Below are 14638 nucleotides of genomic sequence, written 5' to 3' on the forward strand. Positions count from 1 at the left end.
GAGGCCGCGGCGGGGGCCGGGGCCGCCGGACGCGGCGGCCGGCCGGAGGCCCCGTCCGCAGGCCGGACCGCGTCGCCGGCGGTCGGCTGGGCCGCGGCCCCCGATCTGGGCACACCGGCCACCTTCGTACTGCTGCGGCACGGCGAGACGCCGCTCACCCCCGAAAAGCGGTTCTCCGGCAGCGGCGGCAGCGACCCCGCGCTGTCCGAGGCCGGCCGCCGCCAGGCGGAGGCCGTCGCCGCGGCGCTCGCGGCCCGCGGCACGATCCAGGAGATCGTCAGCTCGCCGCTCGCCCGCTGCCGCGAGACCGCGGCGGCCGTCGCCGCACGCCTCGGTCTGGACGTGCGGATCGAAGACGGTCTGCGTGAGACGGACTTCGGCGCATGGGAGGGGCTGACCTTCGCGGAGGTGAGGGAGAAGTACCCCTTTGACCTCGACGCCTGGCTCTCCTCGGCCAAGGCCGCCCCGAGCGGCGGAGGGGAGAGCTTCGCGACGGTCTCCCGCCGGGTCGCCGCCGTCCGCGACCGGCTGATCGCCGGGAGCGCCGGGCGCACGGTGCTGCTGGTCACCCATGTCACGCCGATCAAGACGCTGGTCCGGCTGGCACTCGGCGCGCCGCCGGAGTCGCTGTTCCGGATGGAGTTGTCGGCGGCGTCGCTGTCGGCCGTGGCGTACTACGCGGACGGCAACGCGTCGGTGCGGCTGCTCAACGACACATCACATCTGCGCTGAGCGGCCGCCTGCCGTGCCCTGGCAACTGAGCGAGGACGTCGAGGAGTTCCGCCGCGAGGCGGATGAGCATCTCGCGGCTGAGGCCGCCCGTGCCACCACACTGCTTGCGGCCGTCACCCGCGCCGCCCTGGCGGTGGGCGCGCAACAGGTCCTGCTCTTCACGGACCTGGCCAATCCCACGAGCAACGCGCTCTACCAGCGCCTGGGCTACCGCCCGCTGGCGGACCACGCGGAGATCGCCTTCATGTAGACGGCCCTCCTGCCTACTCCGTGCGGGAGGGCTGCACCGGCGGCATCGGCCGGGCCCACCACGGAGCCGGAGGAGGCCGGACGGCCGACGATCCCACCCAGCGGCATCCGCGCGAGGGGGTCCCGCTCGGCCGTAGCGCGGACACCATCTGCTTTGGCCCCGGCTACGCCACAGAGCACGCAACGGCCATTGCGTCATGTGCAACTGCCTGCTGCCGCACGGCCCGAGCGGTCAGTGGATCTCCCTGACCACCACGTCCAGCGCCCACGCCTTCCCCGGCTTCGCCGGAGGCTCCGCTTCCACCACATGGCCCAGGTCGCGCAGCGCCTCCACCAGCTCCGCCGGGTCCGCGGGGCTGGAGCCGGACTCCAGGAGGCTGCGGACGATGCGTCCCTTCGTGGCCTTGTTGAAGTGGCTGACCACCGAGCGCTTCTCGACGCCGGTCGCCTCGTCGAGCTGCGCGTGCAGCACCCGCACCGTGGCCGTACGGCCCGCGACCTCCCCCCTGGGCCGCCAGGCCGTCGTGTACGCGGAGGAGCGCAGGTCCAGCACCAGGCCGTCGCCCGCCGCCTCGGGCAGCACGGAGGCCATCGGGCCCCGCCAGTGCGCGCCCAGGGCGCCAAGGCCGGGCAGCTTCACGCCCATCGAGCAGCGGTAGGACGGAATCCGGTCGTCGATCCGGACCGCACCCCAGAGGCCCGAGAACACCAGCAGCGACCGGCGGGCGCGGCGGCGGGCCTCGTCCGACAATGCAGCCAGGTCCAGGGCGTCGTACAGCACGCCCGTGTAGATCTCCCCCGCCGGACGGGTGCCCGCGGTCCTCAGCTGCGCGTTCTTGGCGATCTCGCCCCGCAGGCCCTCGCTCAGCCCCAGGACGTCCCGTGCCTTGTCCTCATCGGCGGAGCACAGCTCGACCAACTCGTCCAGCACCGCGGCGCGCGCCTCGGCCAGACCCGGCAGCGACAGGGACTCAGGCTTCAGCGCGGCCCCGCGCCCGGACGCGGCCTTTCCCTCCGACGGCGGCAACAGCACGAGCACGGTGATCTCTCCTTCGTACATACGGGGACGGGGGTGCGGCCCCGCGCCAGCCTACGGCCCCGTGGGCGCGGTTCCGGCGGGCCCACCGGCCAGGGGCGTGCGCCCGCCGGTGCGTCGAGCCCGGCCAGGGGCGTGCTGCCGGGGCCTGCGCCCACCGCACGGGCCCCAGTGTGCTGCCCCAGGCGTGCCCGTCCCCGGCGTGCTGCCCTCAGCGTCCCGGCCCCCGGCGTGCCGCCCCCGGCTCGCGCTCCCGCCCCCCGGCGTGCCGCCCCCCCCCGGCTCGGGCTTCCGGCGCGCCGAGCGCGCTCCCGGCGTGCCGACCGTCCACGCCCGCCATACGCTCGGTCCATGCCCCGCCGCCATCTGCACACCGCGGGCGCAGCCAAGGCCCCGCTCCGGTCCGCCCTGCGCACGCTGCGCACGGCGCTCGACCTCCCCGGCGCCTTCCCACCCGAGGCCCTCGCCGAGGCCGACGCCGCCGCCGTGGCGCCGCGGCTCCCCGACCGGGACGTCACCGACCTCCCCCTCTTCACCGTCGACCCGCCCGGCTCCACGGACCTCGACCAGGCCATGCACCTCGCCCGCGCACCCCACGGCGGCTACACCGTCCACTACGCCATCGCCGACGTCGCCGCCTTCGTCGCGCCCGGCGGGGCGCTCGACACCGAGGCCCACCGCCGGGTGACGACCCTGTACTTCCCCGACGGGAGGATTCCGCTCCACCCGCCCGCCCTGTCCGAAGGAGCGGCCAGCCTGCTCCCCGGCCAGACCGCGCCCGCCCTGCTGTGGCGGATCGACCTCGACGCGGACGGCCGCACCGTGCGGACCGAGGTGCGCAGAGCCCTCGTACGCAGCAGAGCCCGCCTCGACTACGCGGGCGTCCAGCGGCAGATCGACGCCGACACGGCCGAGGAGCCCCTCGCGCTCCTCGCCGTGATCGGCCGGCTGCGGGAGCGGCTGGAGATCGCGCGCGGCGGCATCTCGCTCTCCGTCCCCGAGCAGGAGATCGTGGAACGGGCGGGCTCGTACGACCTGGAGTTCCGCGCCCCGCTCGCTGCCGAGGGCTGGAATGCCCAGATCTCCCTGCTCACCGGCATGGCCGCCGCCGATCTGATGGCCGCCTCCGGCACCGGCATCCTGCGTACCCTGCCCACGGCCCCGGACGGCGCGGTGGCCCGGCTGCGGCGCACCGCCACGGCCCTGCGCATCGACTGGCCGCACCATGTCTCCTACGCGGATCTCATCCGCTCGCTCGACCCGCGGGAGCCGCGCTGCGCCGCGTTCCTCCAGGAGTGCACCACCCTGCTGCGCGGTGCGGGCTACTCCGTCTTCACCGGCGGCACACTCCCCTCGCCGTCCGTGCACGCCGCCGTGGCCGACGAGTACACGCACTGCACCGCCCCGCTGCGACGGCTCGTCGACCGCTACGCGGGCGAGCTGTGCGTGGCAGCCGTCGCCGGACGGGAGCCTGCCGAGTGGGTGACGGCGGCGCTGGACGCACTGCCGAAGGAGATGGAGACCGGCGCGCGGCGCGCCAACGCCGTCGAACGCGAGTGCGTCGACATCGTCGAGGCGGCGCTGCTGAAGGACCGGCTCGGGGAGACCTTCGAGGCCTGCGTGGTGGATGTCCGGGACGGCGACCCGGCCGTGGGCACCGCCCAGTTGGCGGACCCGGCCGTGGTGGGCCGCATCGAGAGCGGGGACGGCCCGCTGCCGCTCGGGGAGCGGATGCCGGTACGGCTCATCGAGGCGGACCCGGGTCGACAGAAGGTTCTGTTCGCACCCGTGTGAGCGCCGCGACGACCGCACCCGGGTCATCCGCGTGGAACCGCACCGTGCTCGCGCTGCCCCGCCGCCCCAGCGGCCGTACGAATCCGACCGGACGGGCCAGTTCGACGGCGACCGTCGTCTGCCCCGCGACGACCACGTCCAGCGTCCCGCCGGCGTCCCCGTCGCAGTGCTGGACCAGCCGCCCCTCCGGGTAGCGGCGCTCGACACGGGCCCGCACGACGTCCCCGGCCGCGATCCGGAGGTCGAACAGCGCGCCGTAGCGGATGCGGAGCGAGCCGTCCGCGCCCACGACATGGGGCCGGGTGACACAGGAAGCGTGCAGTGCCAGCAGCAGCACGATCCCGTACACATCGACCACCAGCACGACGGCGTGCCCCAGCGGCCAGGGGATCAGCACCGCAAGCGCGACTGTCTCGATCACCGAAACGAACACAAATCCCCACATCATCGCGGTCTGCGGCCCCGTGTAGACGGCCGCGAACGCTCCCCGCCCCACGCCGTGCCGCCGCCGCAGCAGCCACAGCACGAGGCTGCACAGCGCCCGCACCTCGTGGACCAGCAGCCTGCGCAGTACGACGCTCACTTCGCCCCCCTCGCCCGCCCGGCGGCACGCCCGGCGGCCCCGTTCGTCCGCCCCGCGGCCCGCCCGGCGAGCACCGCCAGCATCCGCCGTACGGCCGCGGCCTGCGCGGGCGCGAAGTCCGCGAGGAACGCCTCCCCGAACGGCCCGCCGACCTGCGCCGCCGCCCCGTCGCCCATCAGCTCCAGAAGCCCGCCCGGCATGCTCGCGGCCAGCGCGTCGCCCAGCGGCACGACCCTGGGGTCGTCAGCCTCCGCCCCGGCGAGGTCGTCCAGGCGCGCGTACAGCTCCCGGACCCGCTGTACGGCGTCGGGGTCCTCCGCGTACGGCCGCAGCGCCGCGAACAGCCGCCCTCGCTGCTCCTCGTTCACGATGCCGTCCAGCAGTGCCAGATGAGCCCGGTCCTTGGCTGCCGTCGGGGAGTCGGAGGGCCCCAGCTCCGCCAGCAGCCCGGCCAGCTCGGGGGAGACCGGCCCCTCGGGAGGCAGACGCCCCTCCCGCGCCTGCTTCATCAGCTCGCCGAGCCGCGCCCGCCGCTCGGCGAGGGCGGCCTCCTGCCGGGCCAGATCGTCGTCCAGCTCCTCCAGCACCTCGGCCAGCTCCCGCCCGGCGTCGTCCGCGAGGACGTCCCGCACCTCCGCCAGCCCCATCCCCAGCTCGGTCAGCCGCCGCACCCGCGCCAGGACCACGGCATGCCGCAGCCCGTAGTCCCGGTACCCGTTGGCCAGCCGGTCGGGCTCCGGCAGCAGCCCGAGCTGCCCGTAGTGCCGCACGGCACGCGGTGTGACGCCGACGAGCGCGGCGATCTCCGAGATCCTCATGCCCCTCAGTACAAACCGTGACGCCGCGGCAGGGTCAAGCACCGCGCACCCGGCGTCCCCGCATGCCAGGTAGCATGTCAGTCACGGCAGACGAGCCGGGCGGACGGCCGCGTGGAGATCCCCTCCGGATCTCCCCGAGGAACGTCCGGGCTCCACAGGGCAGGGTGGTGGCTAACGGCCACCCGGGGTGACCCGCGGGACAGTGCCACAGAAAACAGACCGCCGGGGACTTCCACGTCCCCGGTAAGGGTGAAACGGCGGTGTAAGAGACCACCAGCGCCTGAGGTGACTCAGGCGGCTCGGTAAACCCCACCCGGAGCAAGGTCAAAAGGGGACGCCCCGGCGTCCCTGCGCGGACGACCGAGGGCTGCCCGCCCGAGTCCGCGGGTAGACCGCACGAGACCGGCGGCAACGCCGGTCCTAGATGGATGGCCGTCTCCCCGGCCGCCGCGAGGCGACCGGGTGACAGAACCCGGCGTACAGCCCGACTCGTCTGCCGCCCCTTCGGGGGCAGGCCCCTGACCTGGCGTTTTGCCTGGGCAAGGGCCACTTTTCGTTTCAGGGTGCGAGTGATCGTTGCTCACTCTTTGTAGCTGTTTCCGGGGTTTCTCAGCGCTGTGTGGCGATCCTGTGGCGGTGGCGGCGGCCTATCTGCGCCGGCAGCGTCCGGCACTTCGGGCGCACGATAGCTCCGGCCGCCCTGGCGGACGGACAGGCCGCCTGCGGATCTACTCCATCGTGCCTGGTGGGGGCGGCCGGGGGCCCAGACCGGAAATCAGGTGGTGTACTCCAGCTCCGTTATGGCGGCCTGACGCACGGACGCGGCGAGGCTCTGGAGATCGAGTCCGTCCAGGTGCTCGCGAAGCGCCTGCCGCACCTCGCGCATCCGTTCTACGAGAGCTGGTCCGGTGATGTTGTCGGGTAGGACGATTCGGCGGAACAACGGGTCCTCGATCGCCTCCGCTACGAGCTTCTCGACCAGCCACAGGGGCGTGCGCTCCCGGATGGCGAACGTCAGGTGGACGCTGTGCTCATCCTTGTCGGCCACATGAGGGTTGTGGACCCAGCCCCTTGGGAGCAGAAGCGACTGCCCGGCCCGGAGGTCGATTTCCAACTCCGGTCCCGCGGCTTCCCACTCGGGGATGTAGTGGTCGCGCCAGACGCGCCACGACTCGTTGTACTCCCTCATGGGGGCCTCGACCGGCGGGCGCCAGAGCTGCCATCGCTTGGTGCCGGCGGTCTGCACGATCACGGCCATCTGCTGATCCCAGTGGTGGCGTAGTCCCTGGTTGCCGGGCGGGGTCAGGAAGGCGTGGATGTAGTTGGAGAAGCCCGTCTCCTCCTGAATACCGCGCGAGACCTTCGTCATGAACGGGATGACTCGTTGCAGGTTGCCGAGCCGGATCGTGTACCCGTTGTCGTACAGTTTGCGGAGCTTGGCCGCGTCGGTGTGGCCATGGGTCATGTAGGCGTTCTGGTTCAGTGACGGGCCAGGGGCCCGCACGACCGCGATCTCGTTCGCCGGCACGCACCCCGTGAAGGTGTAGCCCGTGAGGAGGTCCTCGGTGACCGTCTCGTCGAGCGCTGTCTTACCACGCTCGAATACGCGCGGCTCGTCAGGCCACGTGTTCAGCAGTTCGGTCACACCATCCTCGGGTAGTAAGAGGCTCAGCGACATGGCATCGACTCCTTATGACGGCGGGAACGGGCAGGGGATCTCCGGGTGGAACCGGTTCGGGCAGCAGACCACCGAGTACGAGGTCAAGTTCTCGGAAGGCATGTAGTACACCCAGCTCACGTCGACCCCACGGGGGAGCACGTCCTCGGCGTACTCCAGTTTCCAGTCGAGGCCGCAGTACGCCTGGAGTCCGTCAGTGCGTTGGAACGGAGGGTTCGCCTCGTAGTGCTTGGTCAGCCAGGCAAGGGCGACTCCGACATTAGTCCAGGTGCGGTCAGCGGAGACCAGGTGCTTCTTCATGAGCCAGTAGCCGGTCATCGTCGGTGGCACGTTGCCCGACTGGAACTCGGAGGCAGCCTCGCGGTACCGGTTGAGGGTATCCACCTGCGTCTTGTTCTCGGGGTCCAGCACCATGGGGGCGCCGTTGGGGTGTGGTGGACGCCGACCTCCCTCCCGCCCGTACACCTTCAATGGGCCGACCCACGGGCCGTACCCGTGCCAGTGTCCTGACCAGCTCATTTGTGCCTTTCCGGGGGTGGGGCGGGCCGCCCTCGGCGTTGACGAGGGCGACCCGCTGAAATGTCCGCCTGACCGAGGGGCAGCCAGGCTAGAGGGTGAGGGAACGCTTCCGGGCCCAGCCGCGCGTGAAGTCGTCCAACTCCTCCGCGGTGAACCGCAGCTCCAGGCCGGCACCCTCCGGCTTGGTGTCCCGGACGACGAAGGCCGACCCCGCGCTGGGGATCGCGGCCACCTCGACGCAGGACTCGTGCTCGCCCTGGAGGTTGCCGCCGCAGTAGTTCTCGAACTGAGCGCCCGCGACGGGCAGGTTGTAGAGGTCCATGAGGGGTAGTCCTCCTCAGTGCATCTGCTGTGCGGAGATTCGGTCCCCGCGCCGTCGTGCACCTGCGCCCCACCTCGGCCTGACCTGTCCTTGTCTCGGAGCCGGGGTGGGCGTTGAGTTCCGCCCCACGAGGGGAAGCCGCACAGAGGGAACCGGCAGAGGTCACCTCGGGGGCGGAAGATCATGTGGTCAGCCGCCAGTAAGCGGCCGTGATCGAGACGGAGATGAGGATCACGAGGCCCTGGAAGACCCACTGACGCCAGCCGAGCGGACGCGCGTGTCGACCTCCGGGGCGGCGAAGACGCCAAGCGCTAGGGCGGCCACCAACGCGAGCAGCGCCACGACGTACGCGATCTGTTGCGCCTTGGGGCTCATGGCGCACTGAGCCCGTTCCTCTGGCTGTAGACCCACAGGAAGCGGCGCGTCAGGGTGGCTACCTCGCGCATGTAGAAGTAGGCGACGAAGGTCGGCGCGTCCTGCGAGGGGCGGCGGCTCAGGTCGAGGAGCGCGTAAGCCTGGCGGAACAGCTCTCTGACGGCCTCGTCCTCGTCCGCGCCCAAATCCTCGCTCAGGAGCAGTTGCAGGTGGCCCGTCAGGATCGGCGTCTTCACGTTGATCTGGTTGCGGGTCGTGGTGCCCAGCTCCATGAGGAGGGCGGCGTCGGTGCTGTCGCCGATCAGTTCCACATCGACGGGCCGGGCATCCTGTATCCGTGTCACGGTGATCACCACGCGTCTCCCCTCGGTGCCGCACGCTGCCGTGGGCTTCTTGGCTGCTTGGCTCGTTGACGAACGTAGAGCGGTCGCTTCCCAAGTCCCAAGCAAATTGCGCGAGTTTGCAGCAAGCCGATTGACGGCGTCGAACTGTCTGGCGACCATCGTCTTGTCGCGCAAACCGGCGCAAGGCAGCGGACGGGAGAGAAGCCATGAAGCTACGGTTCCTTGGTAAGAACTCCACCCCCGGAGACAGCCCCACCCTGTACGCGAGTGACCAGGACACCTACGTGATCCAAGGCTGGAAGGTGTACGCGAACGACTTGCTCATGCAGCTCGACGTGCCGGCGGGACAGACCGTCATCGAGGTGCCGACCGAGTTGTTCGAGCACCTGACCAAGGACGGCCACGAGAACGGCGAGATTAAGCAGTTCACGGACCCGATCATGATCCTCACCGAACAGGGAACGTGTGTCCTTCAGGGCCCGGAGATGCACGATGCTGAGGCCCTGAGCCAGATGCGTATGCCCGACTACGAGACCTGCATCGAGGTCCCCAAGTCCTCGATCGTGGCCCTGCTGGAGGAGACGAGTGGACCTGATCACCAGCGCTGAGCGCGACAAGCTGTTCAACAGGTTCGAGCGGGACGCCTTTCACCTGGAGCTGAGGGACGACTACGGCTCTCCCATCGAGGACACGCCGTACGCCCGATGGAAAAGGGGCGAGCCCGACGACTACGCCTGGCTCGACGACTGGAAGGCGCTGATGAAGCGCGTCACGGGCGAAGGCAAGACGGTACGTCGCGTCCGTGTGGTCACCGAGCCGCACAGCCAGTACGTCACCTGGGAGCACTCGCTCACCCGCCTCAACCTGGAGGTCGGTGAGGACATTCGCTGGCTGCCGCGACACCAGCTGCCTGAAGGCGTCACCTTCCCCGTGAACGGGAACGACTGGTGGCTGTACGACGATCGACTTCTCGCCGTGGGCCACTTCGACACTGAGGGGCGGGTGCTCGGGTCCGAGATCATCGAAGACCCCGACATCGTGACCGAGTGCATCCGCTTGCGTGACCTGCTGTGGGCTGTCGCCATCCCGCACGTCGAGTACAAGCCCTGACTCATCAGTGAGTACGCAGGCACAAGAAGCACGTGAGGCGCTGGGTGCCCGGCTCCGCGGATTCCGCAAGGATGCGGGATTCATGAGCGGCCGGGCACTCGCCCGTGCACTCGGCTGGCAGGAGTCGAAAGTCTCACGGCTTGAAAACGGAAAGCAGAACGCCAGCGAGGAGGACATTAGGACCTGGTGCGCGGCGACGGGCCAGGAGCAACACGTCGAGGACCTCGTAGCGATGGTGCGCCACATCGACGAGCTATGGCTTGAATGGCGTCGACAGCTCCAGACGGGCGCGGAAAAAAGGCAGAGCAAGGCTTTGCCGGTCTACGCGAAAACCAAGGTCTTCCGCATCTGGCATCCCACGCTAGTGTGGGGGACGCTGCAAACGCCAGAATATGCCGCAAAGACCTTCGAGCAGGTTGTCGCCTTCTATGAGATCCCAAATGACACGGAAGCCGCAGTGGCGAAGCGGCTTGAGCGACAGCAGTACCTGTATCGAGGGGGCCGGATTTTCAATGTGCTACTTGGCGAACAGGCCCTCTACACCAACTTTGGGGGCCCGGAGGTCATGATCGGACAGCTCGATCGACTACTGTCCGCAATGCGCCTTCCGCGCCTTAGTTTGGGGCTGATCCCTCGATCTGCCGTCCTCAGTGTATGGCCGGGGAACTCATTCTCTATGTTCGATGACAGGCTTGTCTTGGTTGAGACCTACTCGGCGGAGTTCTCTATTACGCAGCCTCGGGAGATCGAGCTGTACGCCAAGGCTTTCGCCTCGCTGAAGCAGTCGGCTGTATACGGAAACTCCGCACGAGATCTCATCTTCACTGCGATGCAGCATTTCGAGCGCATGCCGCGCGACTAGAAGGGAAGAATCCTGTGACTCCGAACTGGCGCACCAGCTCCTACACTGGCACGGAAAACTGTGTCGAAGTGGCCGACAATGATCCAACGAAGGTCATGGTTCGAGACACCAAGGACCGTGACGGCGGAATCCTGGTATTTCCGCCGTCATCTTGGGTTGATTTCGTGGAATTCGCCCAGAACTCGTAGACCTCTGTCACGCAGTCGGAGTGAGTGTAACCAGGAGTGGACCGGTAGCCTTGCTCCATTCGAGCCCTGATTCGACCGCGGACTTGCTGGCAGTAGTGAGGCCGTCTTGGATGGGGCCGAGGAACGTCTCGCGGAAGTGCTCCTGAGCGTCCGTGGCCATGCCGCTCGCGGTTACGGCCGCGCCGACCCTCTCGTTTAGGACGGCAGCAGCTTGAAGGAAGTCGTCACCGATCCACTCGTCTGCATGCTCGGCGATCAGGGTCCATTTCATCTTGAACGTCATGCAGGAATTCTAACTGCGGAAACGCCAATGGGCCCCCGAAGGGGGGCCCAACTTGGTTGTGCAGGGCGGCGGTTACTGCATCGAGTCAGCGTGGAGCTTCTGCCGGGCATGCAGGGAGTTCATACTTTTCCGGGGTCAGATCGGCTTGTTCAGCATGATGGCCAACACCTTGATCAGCCGCTTGAGGGTGCCCGCGCTGTACGCCGCGAGGTCGGACAACACCTTTGCTTGTTCCGCCGTCTCCTCGCCGGTTGGGGTGGGGAGGGCCAGATGGGCGAGACACAGGTCGATCCGCTCGTCGAGGTATTGGATCGCGGTCGCGGCCTCAGCGTGCAGGCTGTCGAGAGCCAGCTCGTTTTCGTACTGGGCGGCCTCCGCTTCCGTGTAAGGGCGGGCGGCGACCGTGCCGTCCGGCTGGCGCTCGTAGTAGGTCTGGGTCGAGTCGTCCCAGAACTCGTAGTCCTCTGGGGCCATGCCGGCGGGGGCTTCCACGCTCGGCGCGGGCTCCTCGGGCAGGGGCTCGCTCAAGCTGCGGTCTCCAATTCGTCGTAGCCGTCGATGTACTCAGTGCCGTTGAGGTGGGCGGCGAGATTGCCGACTCCGCGCTCAAGGCGGTAGCGGATGGCCCGGTCGGTGACCGCCTCGCGGGCCGCGATCCGCTGGTCGTCCCAGTCGAGGGCGAAGCGCATGAAGATCGCCCGCCGCTCGCCCAGGACAGGGGGGGCCGTCTTCCAGCCGCGCCGGATGTCGGCGAGGTGGGCGAACAGGACCCCCTCGGCCTCGCCCCGGCCCCCAACCCGGCGACGTACGTCAACAATCCGCAGACGTGGAGCGATCCGAGAGGACTTTCACCATGCCTCTTCCACAATCGGATGCCGGAGGAACTGGAAGGCGAGCTGGCCGACGCCGAACGTCTTGGAGTGAAGCCCATGCGTGTCGGCGATGAGGGTTTCGATGACGTCATCAACTCGGGCACGGTGAAGTGGGCGGTGACCGAGGAGGGAGAGTTGGTGTTCATCCCGAAGCATCTTCAAGGCACCGAGCTGAAGCACCCCGTGCTGACGAACGGGGCACCTGTGCGTGCGGCGGGCGAGGCGGAAATCGCCGGAGGTGGTGGCAACTATTTCGGTATGGAAATCAACAACCAGAGTGGACACTACTGGCCCTCGCAGGAGAGCCTTGACATCGGGAAGGAGGCGTTTGAACGTGCGGGAATCCCCATCCTCTTACTGGTCCCCGGAAACTCACGGCTGCCACCGGAGCGGGCGACGGTTCCTCGGTGCTTCCTTGGAGGACCTGGAACGGCACCTGCTGACGCCCGAGGCTGGAGCCCGGGCGGCGGAGCACTGGGAACAGTTGCGTGATTTCGCCGTCGGCGGCATGCAGTCCCGTGGTCTCTCGGACGAAGTCAGGCTTCGCTGGGGCCGTCTCGCTCTCTCCGCAATCACGAGAAAAGCGCCGAGCCAGACGCCGCAGCAGGCGACGGCCGAAGCTGCCTGTGTGCGTGCCTACATGATCCAGGAATTTGGGGTCAGCAACGCTGATCCGGCTCGGGATCTCCCAGCTCTTTGCTCGGAGATCCTACGGAACGTGGGAGTGCCGCTGGAGACGGGCACGCGTCTCGCTGAAGGGTGGAAATCAGCACCGCGGGAGCAGATGCTGCAACTGCGCCGGATCAAGAACATGCTGACTCCGCTGCTTCCTCTCCGCGCACTCATGGAAGGTGATGACCCTGCCTTTCAGGAGACTCGAGCCTGGCTGGAACTCGTTCCGCGCCTTCCATGAACAACGCTCGTCATCAGACGCAGCGAACCGCCATCGGGCCTCTGCGGACGGCTTATAATCCAGCAGGATTTCGCCGTCTGACCTGGTCTTTCGCCGGGGGTCGGCCTGTGCCGCAGGCTGTCATGGTGCGTTTCCACCTGTCCCCTCCCAGTGCAGCGGCGCTGTAAGCCGCGGCGCAGACACCCGCACGACGCGTCCCCGGAGCAGCCAGTCGCACAGCTCCCGGGCAGTCCCGGCGCTCCGGACTGCCGCTCGTACGTCCGCACTCCGATCCAGCGCACGGCCTTGCCGGTCAGCCTTGGGTCGAACGTTCCGCGACGCGTGCCAGGTGGGCGGTGAAGACCTCCTCCGCCTTCGGGGTCAGGGTGCGCAGGGCGACCATCGCGGTGATGATCACGTCGCAGAGTTCGGACTCCACGTCCGCCCAGCTGTGGGTCGTGCCCTTGCGGGGGTTCTGCCCCGTCGCACCGATCACGGCCTGGGCGACCTCGCCGACTTCCTCCGAGAGTTTCAGGAGGCGCAGGAGTGTCTCGTGCTCCGGCGGGCGGGGGCTCTCGGCGTCGAGCCAGGCGTGGAGGCGGGTGATCGTGGACCAGGTGGGGGAATCCGTCATGTGGAGGAGCGTGCCATGCGGGAGGGGATGGGGCGGTGTAGGGATGGGGGTGGGGTGGCGGCATCCGGTCGTCCGCCCGCGCCCGCATGGATGAGGAGCCCCCCCGTGACCATCTCCGTGGACAAGCTCACCGAACCCGCCGTACGAGAGTTCGTCAGCGCCGTCAACGCGCATGACCGCGAGCGGTTCATGGCGGTGCTCACGTCGGACGCGACCATGACCGACGACGGCAGCGACCGGGATCTCCAGGACTGGGTCGACCGGGAGATCTTCGACTCGCGCGGGCATATGGACGTCGAGAACGAGTCCGCCGGAGGGCGGGAGCTCATCGCGCGGTACCGCAATGACACCTGGGGTGAGATGCGCACCAAGTGGCGGTTCACCGTGGAGGACGGGAAGGTCAGCCGCTTCGACACCGGGCAGGCGTAGCGCCCGGTCCGGAAGGCGGGCGGTACGCGGCGGAGCGGCGGCGGCTCAGCCGCGGCCGATGTACGGCATGTTCGTGGCCATCACCGTCGCGAACTGCACATTCGCCTCCAGCGGCAGCTCCGCCATATGACGCACCGTCCGCGCCACGTCCGCCGCGTCCATCACCGGCTCCGCCGCCAGTTCGCCGTTGGCCTGGAGGACGCCCGTCTGCATCGCCGCGGTCATCTCCGTGGCCGCGTTGCCGATGTCGATCTGGCCGCAGGCGATCGAATGGGCGCGCCCGTCCAGTGACAGTGACTTCGTCAGACCCGTCAGGGCGTGCTTCGTCGCCGTGTACGGGGCGGAGTGCGGGCGCGGCGCATGCGCGGAGACCGAGCCGTTGTTGATGATGCGCCCACCCCGCGGGGTCTGCCCCTTCATCTGACGGAACGCCGCCTGCGCGCACAGGAACGCGCCGGTGAGGTTGACGTCCACCACCGAGCGCCAGGCGTCGTATGTCAGCTCCTCGAAGCGCACCCCGGCGGGCCCGAACGTGCCCGCGTTGTTGAAGAGCAGGTCCACCCGGCCGAAGCGGTCGCGCACCGCGGTGAAGAGGGCGGCGACGTCCTCGGGGTCCGTCACATCCGTGCGCACGCACAGCACGTCGGGCCCGGCCAGCGCCGCCGTCTCCTCAAGTGCCGCGGCACGCCGGCCCGCCACGGCCACCGCCCAGCCGCCCCGCGCGAGCTCGAGCGCTACGCTCCGGCCGATGCCCGAACCCGCGCCCGTCACCACCGCGACTCTCCGCACACTCCGCACAGCGTTCATGGGGGCGCAGCGTACGCGTAAACCGTGTACCAGGAACTCATCCGACCGACATATGGATGACATGCACCCGGCGATCGCCCGCCCTCGGGTCCCGCTCCAATGCGACTGACA

At 69.1% G+C, this 14638-nt stretch carries 21 protein-coding genes, 1 other RNA gene and 1 pseudogene; 11 read left to right on the forward strand and 12 right to left on the reverse strand.

From position 1 onward, the window contains the following. Both QCN29_RS31275 and QCN29_RS31280 read left to right on the forward strand, forming a co-directional pair. Positions 1-732: histidine phosphatase family protein (locus QCN29_RS31275; RefSeq protein ID WP_279932408.1), on the forward strand; the 732-nt coding region annotated here is incomplete at its 5' end. Between the two features lie 91 nt (positions 733-823). Then, a pseudogene (locus tag QCN29_RS31280) lies at positions 824-982 on the forward strand (GNAT family N-acetyltransferase); the annotation flags it as partial. A 231-nt stretch (positions 983-1213) separates the two neighbouring features. Here QCN29_RS31280 and yaaA read toward each other — a convergent pair. Continuing rightward, positions 1214-2020 carry a peroxide stress protein YaaA gene (gene yaaA / locus QCN29_RS31285; RefSeq protein ID WP_279932437.1) on the reverse strand — a complete coding sequence of 269 codons (807 nt, stop codon included), beginning with the start codon at positions 2018-2020 and terminating at the stop codon, positions 1214-1216. A 348-nt stretch (positions 2021-2368) separates the two neighbouring features. On the opposite strand from yaaA, the gene QCN29_RS31290 reads away from it, so the two are divergent. Further along, on the forward strand, positions 2369-3811 hold the full coding sequence (locus QCN29_RS31290; protein ID WP_279932410.1) for an RNB domain-containing ribonuclease: 1443 nt from the start codon (positions 2369-2371) through the stop codon (positions 3809-3811). Here the strand turns inward: QCN29_RS31290 and QCN29_RS31295 are convergent. After that, the gene (locus tag QCN29_RS31295) at positions 3762-4394 is read right to left on the reverse strand and encodes a hypothetical protein (protein WP_279932411.1); all 633 of its coding nucleotides are present in this window, start codon (positions 4392-4394) and stop codon (positions 3762-3764) included. The genes QCN29_RS31290 and QCN29_RS31295 overlap by 50 nt on opposite strands. After that, the gene (locus tag QCN29_RS31300; RefSeq protein ID WP_279932412.1) at positions 4391-5212 is read right to left on the reverse strand and encodes a helix-turn-helix domain-containing protein; all 822 of its coding nucleotides are present in this window, start codon (positions 5210-5212) and stop codon (positions 4391-4393) included. Before QCN29_RS31300 ends, QCN29_RS31295 begins: the two co-directional genes overlap by 4 nt. A 91-nt stretch (positions 5213-5303) precedes the next feature. On the opposite strand from QCN29_RS31300, the gene rnpB reads away from it, so the two are divergent. Then, an RNA gene (gene rnpB / locus QCN29_RS31305) (RNase P RNA component class A) lies at positions 5304-5708 on the forward strand. A 279-nt stretch (positions 5709-5987) separates the two neighbouring features. On the opposite strand, the gene QCN29_RS31310 is transcribed toward rnpB, so the two are convergent. The 4 genes from QCN29_RS31310 to QCN29_RS31325 all read right to left on the reverse strand — a co-directional run bounded on the left by QCN29_RS31310 (position 5988) and on the right by QCN29_RS31325 (position 8462). Next, a complete protein-coding gene (locus tag QCN29_RS31310; protein ID WP_240139580.1) occupies positions 5988-6890 on the reverse strand; it encodes a cupin domain-containing protein in 903 nt (300 codons plus the stop codon). A 12-nt stretch (positions 6891-6902) separates the two neighbouring features. Continuing rightward, a complete protein-coding gene (locus tag QCN29_RS31315; RefSeq protein WP_279932413.1) occupies positions 6903-7304 on the reverse strand; it encodes a hypothetical protein in 402 nt (133 codons plus the stop codon). 193 nt (positions 7305-7497) lie between these two features. Continuing rightward, complete coding sequence (locus tag QCN29_RS31320; RefSeq protein WP_240139582.1) at positions 7498-7731, reverse strand: DUF397 domain-containing protein; 234 nt, start codon at positions 7729-7731, stop codon at positions 7498-7500. A 371-nt stretch (positions 7732-8102) separates the two neighbouring features. Then, complete coding sequence (locus QCN29_RS31325; protein ID WP_279932414.1) at positions 8103-8462, reverse strand: hypothetical protein; 360 nt, start codon at positions 8460-8462, stop codon at positions 8103-8105. Positions 8463-8656: 194 nt separating this feature from the next. Here QCN29_RS31325 and QCN29_RS31330 point away from each other — a divergent pair, with 194 nt between their 5' ends. Genes QCN29_RS31330 through QCN29_RS31345 form a run of 4 tightly spaced genes read left to right on the forward strand, consistent with a single transcriptional unit; the run spans position 8657 to position 10610 of the window. Beyond that, complete coding sequence (locus QCN29_RS31330) at positions 8657-9058, forward strand: hypothetical protein (protein WP_240139584.1); 402 nt, start codon at positions 8657-8659, stop codon at positions 9056-9058. Next, positions 9036-9560, forward strand: a complete 525-nt coding sequence (locus tag QCN29_RS31335; protein ID WP_279932415.1) for a DUF6879 family protein — start codon at positions 9036-9038, stop codon at positions 9558-9560. Before QCN29_RS31330 ends, QCN29_RS31335 begins: the two co-directional genes overlap by 23 nt. A gap of 7 nt (positions 9561-9567) precedes the next feature. Beyond that, complete coding sequence (locus QCN29_RS31340) at positions 9568-10422, forward strand: helix-turn-helix domain-containing protein (RefSeq protein WP_279932416.1); 855 nt, start codon at positions 9568-9570, stop codon at positions 10420-10422. Positions 10423-10436: 14 nt separating this feature from the next. Next, a complete protein-coding gene (locus QCN29_RS31345) occupies positions 10437-10610 on the forward strand; it encodes a DUF397 domain-containing protein (protein ID WP_240139587.1) in 174 nt (57 codons plus the stop codon). A 7-nt stretch (positions 10611-10617) separates the two neighbouring features. On the opposite strand, the gene QCN29_RS31350 is transcribed toward QCN29_RS31345, so the two are convergent. The 3 genes from QCN29_RS31350 to QCN29_RS31360 all read right to left on the reverse strand — a co-directional run bounded on the left by QCN29_RS31350 (position 10618) and on the right by QCN29_RS31360 (position 11582). Beyond that, complete coding sequence (locus tag QCN29_RS31350; protein ID WP_279932417.1) at positions 10618-10893, reverse strand: hypothetical protein; 276 nt, start codon at positions 10891-10893, stop codon at positions 10618-10620. A gap of 135 nt (positions 10894-11028) precedes the next feature. Then, a complete protein-coding gene (locus tag QCN29_RS31355; RefSeq protein WP_279932418.1) occupies positions 11029-11421 on the reverse strand; it encodes a hypothetical protein in 393 nt (130 codons plus the stop codon). Then, positions 11418-11582, reverse strand: a complete 165-nt coding sequence (locus QCN29_RS31360) for a hypothetical protein (RefSeq protein WP_240139589.1) — start codon at positions 11580-11582, stop codon at positions 11418-11420. The genes QCN29_RS31355 and QCN29_RS31360 overlap by 4 nt, the downstream gene beginning before the upstream one ends. Positions 11583-11648: 66 nt before the next feature. Between QCN29_RS31360 and QCN29_RS31365 the strand changes: the two genes are divergently transcribed. Together QCN29_RS31365 and QCN29_RS31370 are read left to right on the forward strand one after the other, a co-directional pair. Beyond that, positions 11649-12257 (forward strand): hypothetical protein, encoded by a 609-nt coding sequence (locus tag QCN29_RS31365; RefSeq protein WP_279932419.1) that lies wholly within the window; start codon positions 11649-11651, stop codon positions 12255-12257. Then, positions 12250-12678 carry a hypothetical protein gene (locus QCN29_RS31370; RefSeq protein WP_279932420.1) on the forward strand — a complete coding sequence of 143 codons (429 nt, stop codon included), beginning with the start codon at positions 12250-12252 and terminating at the stop codon, positions 12676-12678. The genes QCN29_RS31365 and QCN29_RS31370 overlap by 8 nt, the downstream gene beginning before the upstream one ends. Before the next feature lie 292 nt (positions 12679-12970). On the opposite strand, the gene QCN29_RS31375 is transcribed toward QCN29_RS31370, so the two are convergent. After that, positions 12971-13291, reverse strand: a complete 321-nt coding sequence (locus tag QCN29_RS31375) for a MazG-like family protein (RefSeq protein WP_240139592.1) — start codon at positions 13289-13291, stop codon at positions 12971-12973. A 90-nt stretch (positions 13292-13381) separates the two neighbouring features. Here QCN29_RS31375 and QCN29_RS31380 point away from each other — a divergent pair, with 90 nt between their 5' ends. Then, positions 13382-13720 (forward strand): nuclear transport factor 2 family protein, encoded by a 339-nt coding sequence (locus QCN29_RS31380; RefSeq protein WP_398860348.1) that lies wholly within the window; start codon positions 13382-13384, stop codon positions 13718-13720. 45 nt (positions 13721-13765) lie between these two features. Here the strand turns inward: QCN29_RS31380 and QCN29_RS31385 are convergent, their stop codons facing one another. After that, positions 13766-14527, reverse strand: a complete 762-nt coding sequence (locus QCN29_RS31385) for an SDR family oxidoreductase (RefSeq protein WP_279932421.1) — start codon at positions 14525-14527, stop codon at positions 13766-13768. Between the last annotated feature and the right edge of the window lie 111 nt (positions 14528-14638).

It is taken from the genome of Streptomyces chengmaiensis (genome assembly GCF_029846775.1).
GTDB classification, from domain to species: Bacteria; Actinomycetota; Actinomycetes; order Streptomycetales; family Streptomycetaceae; genus Streptomyces; species Streptomyces chengmaiensis.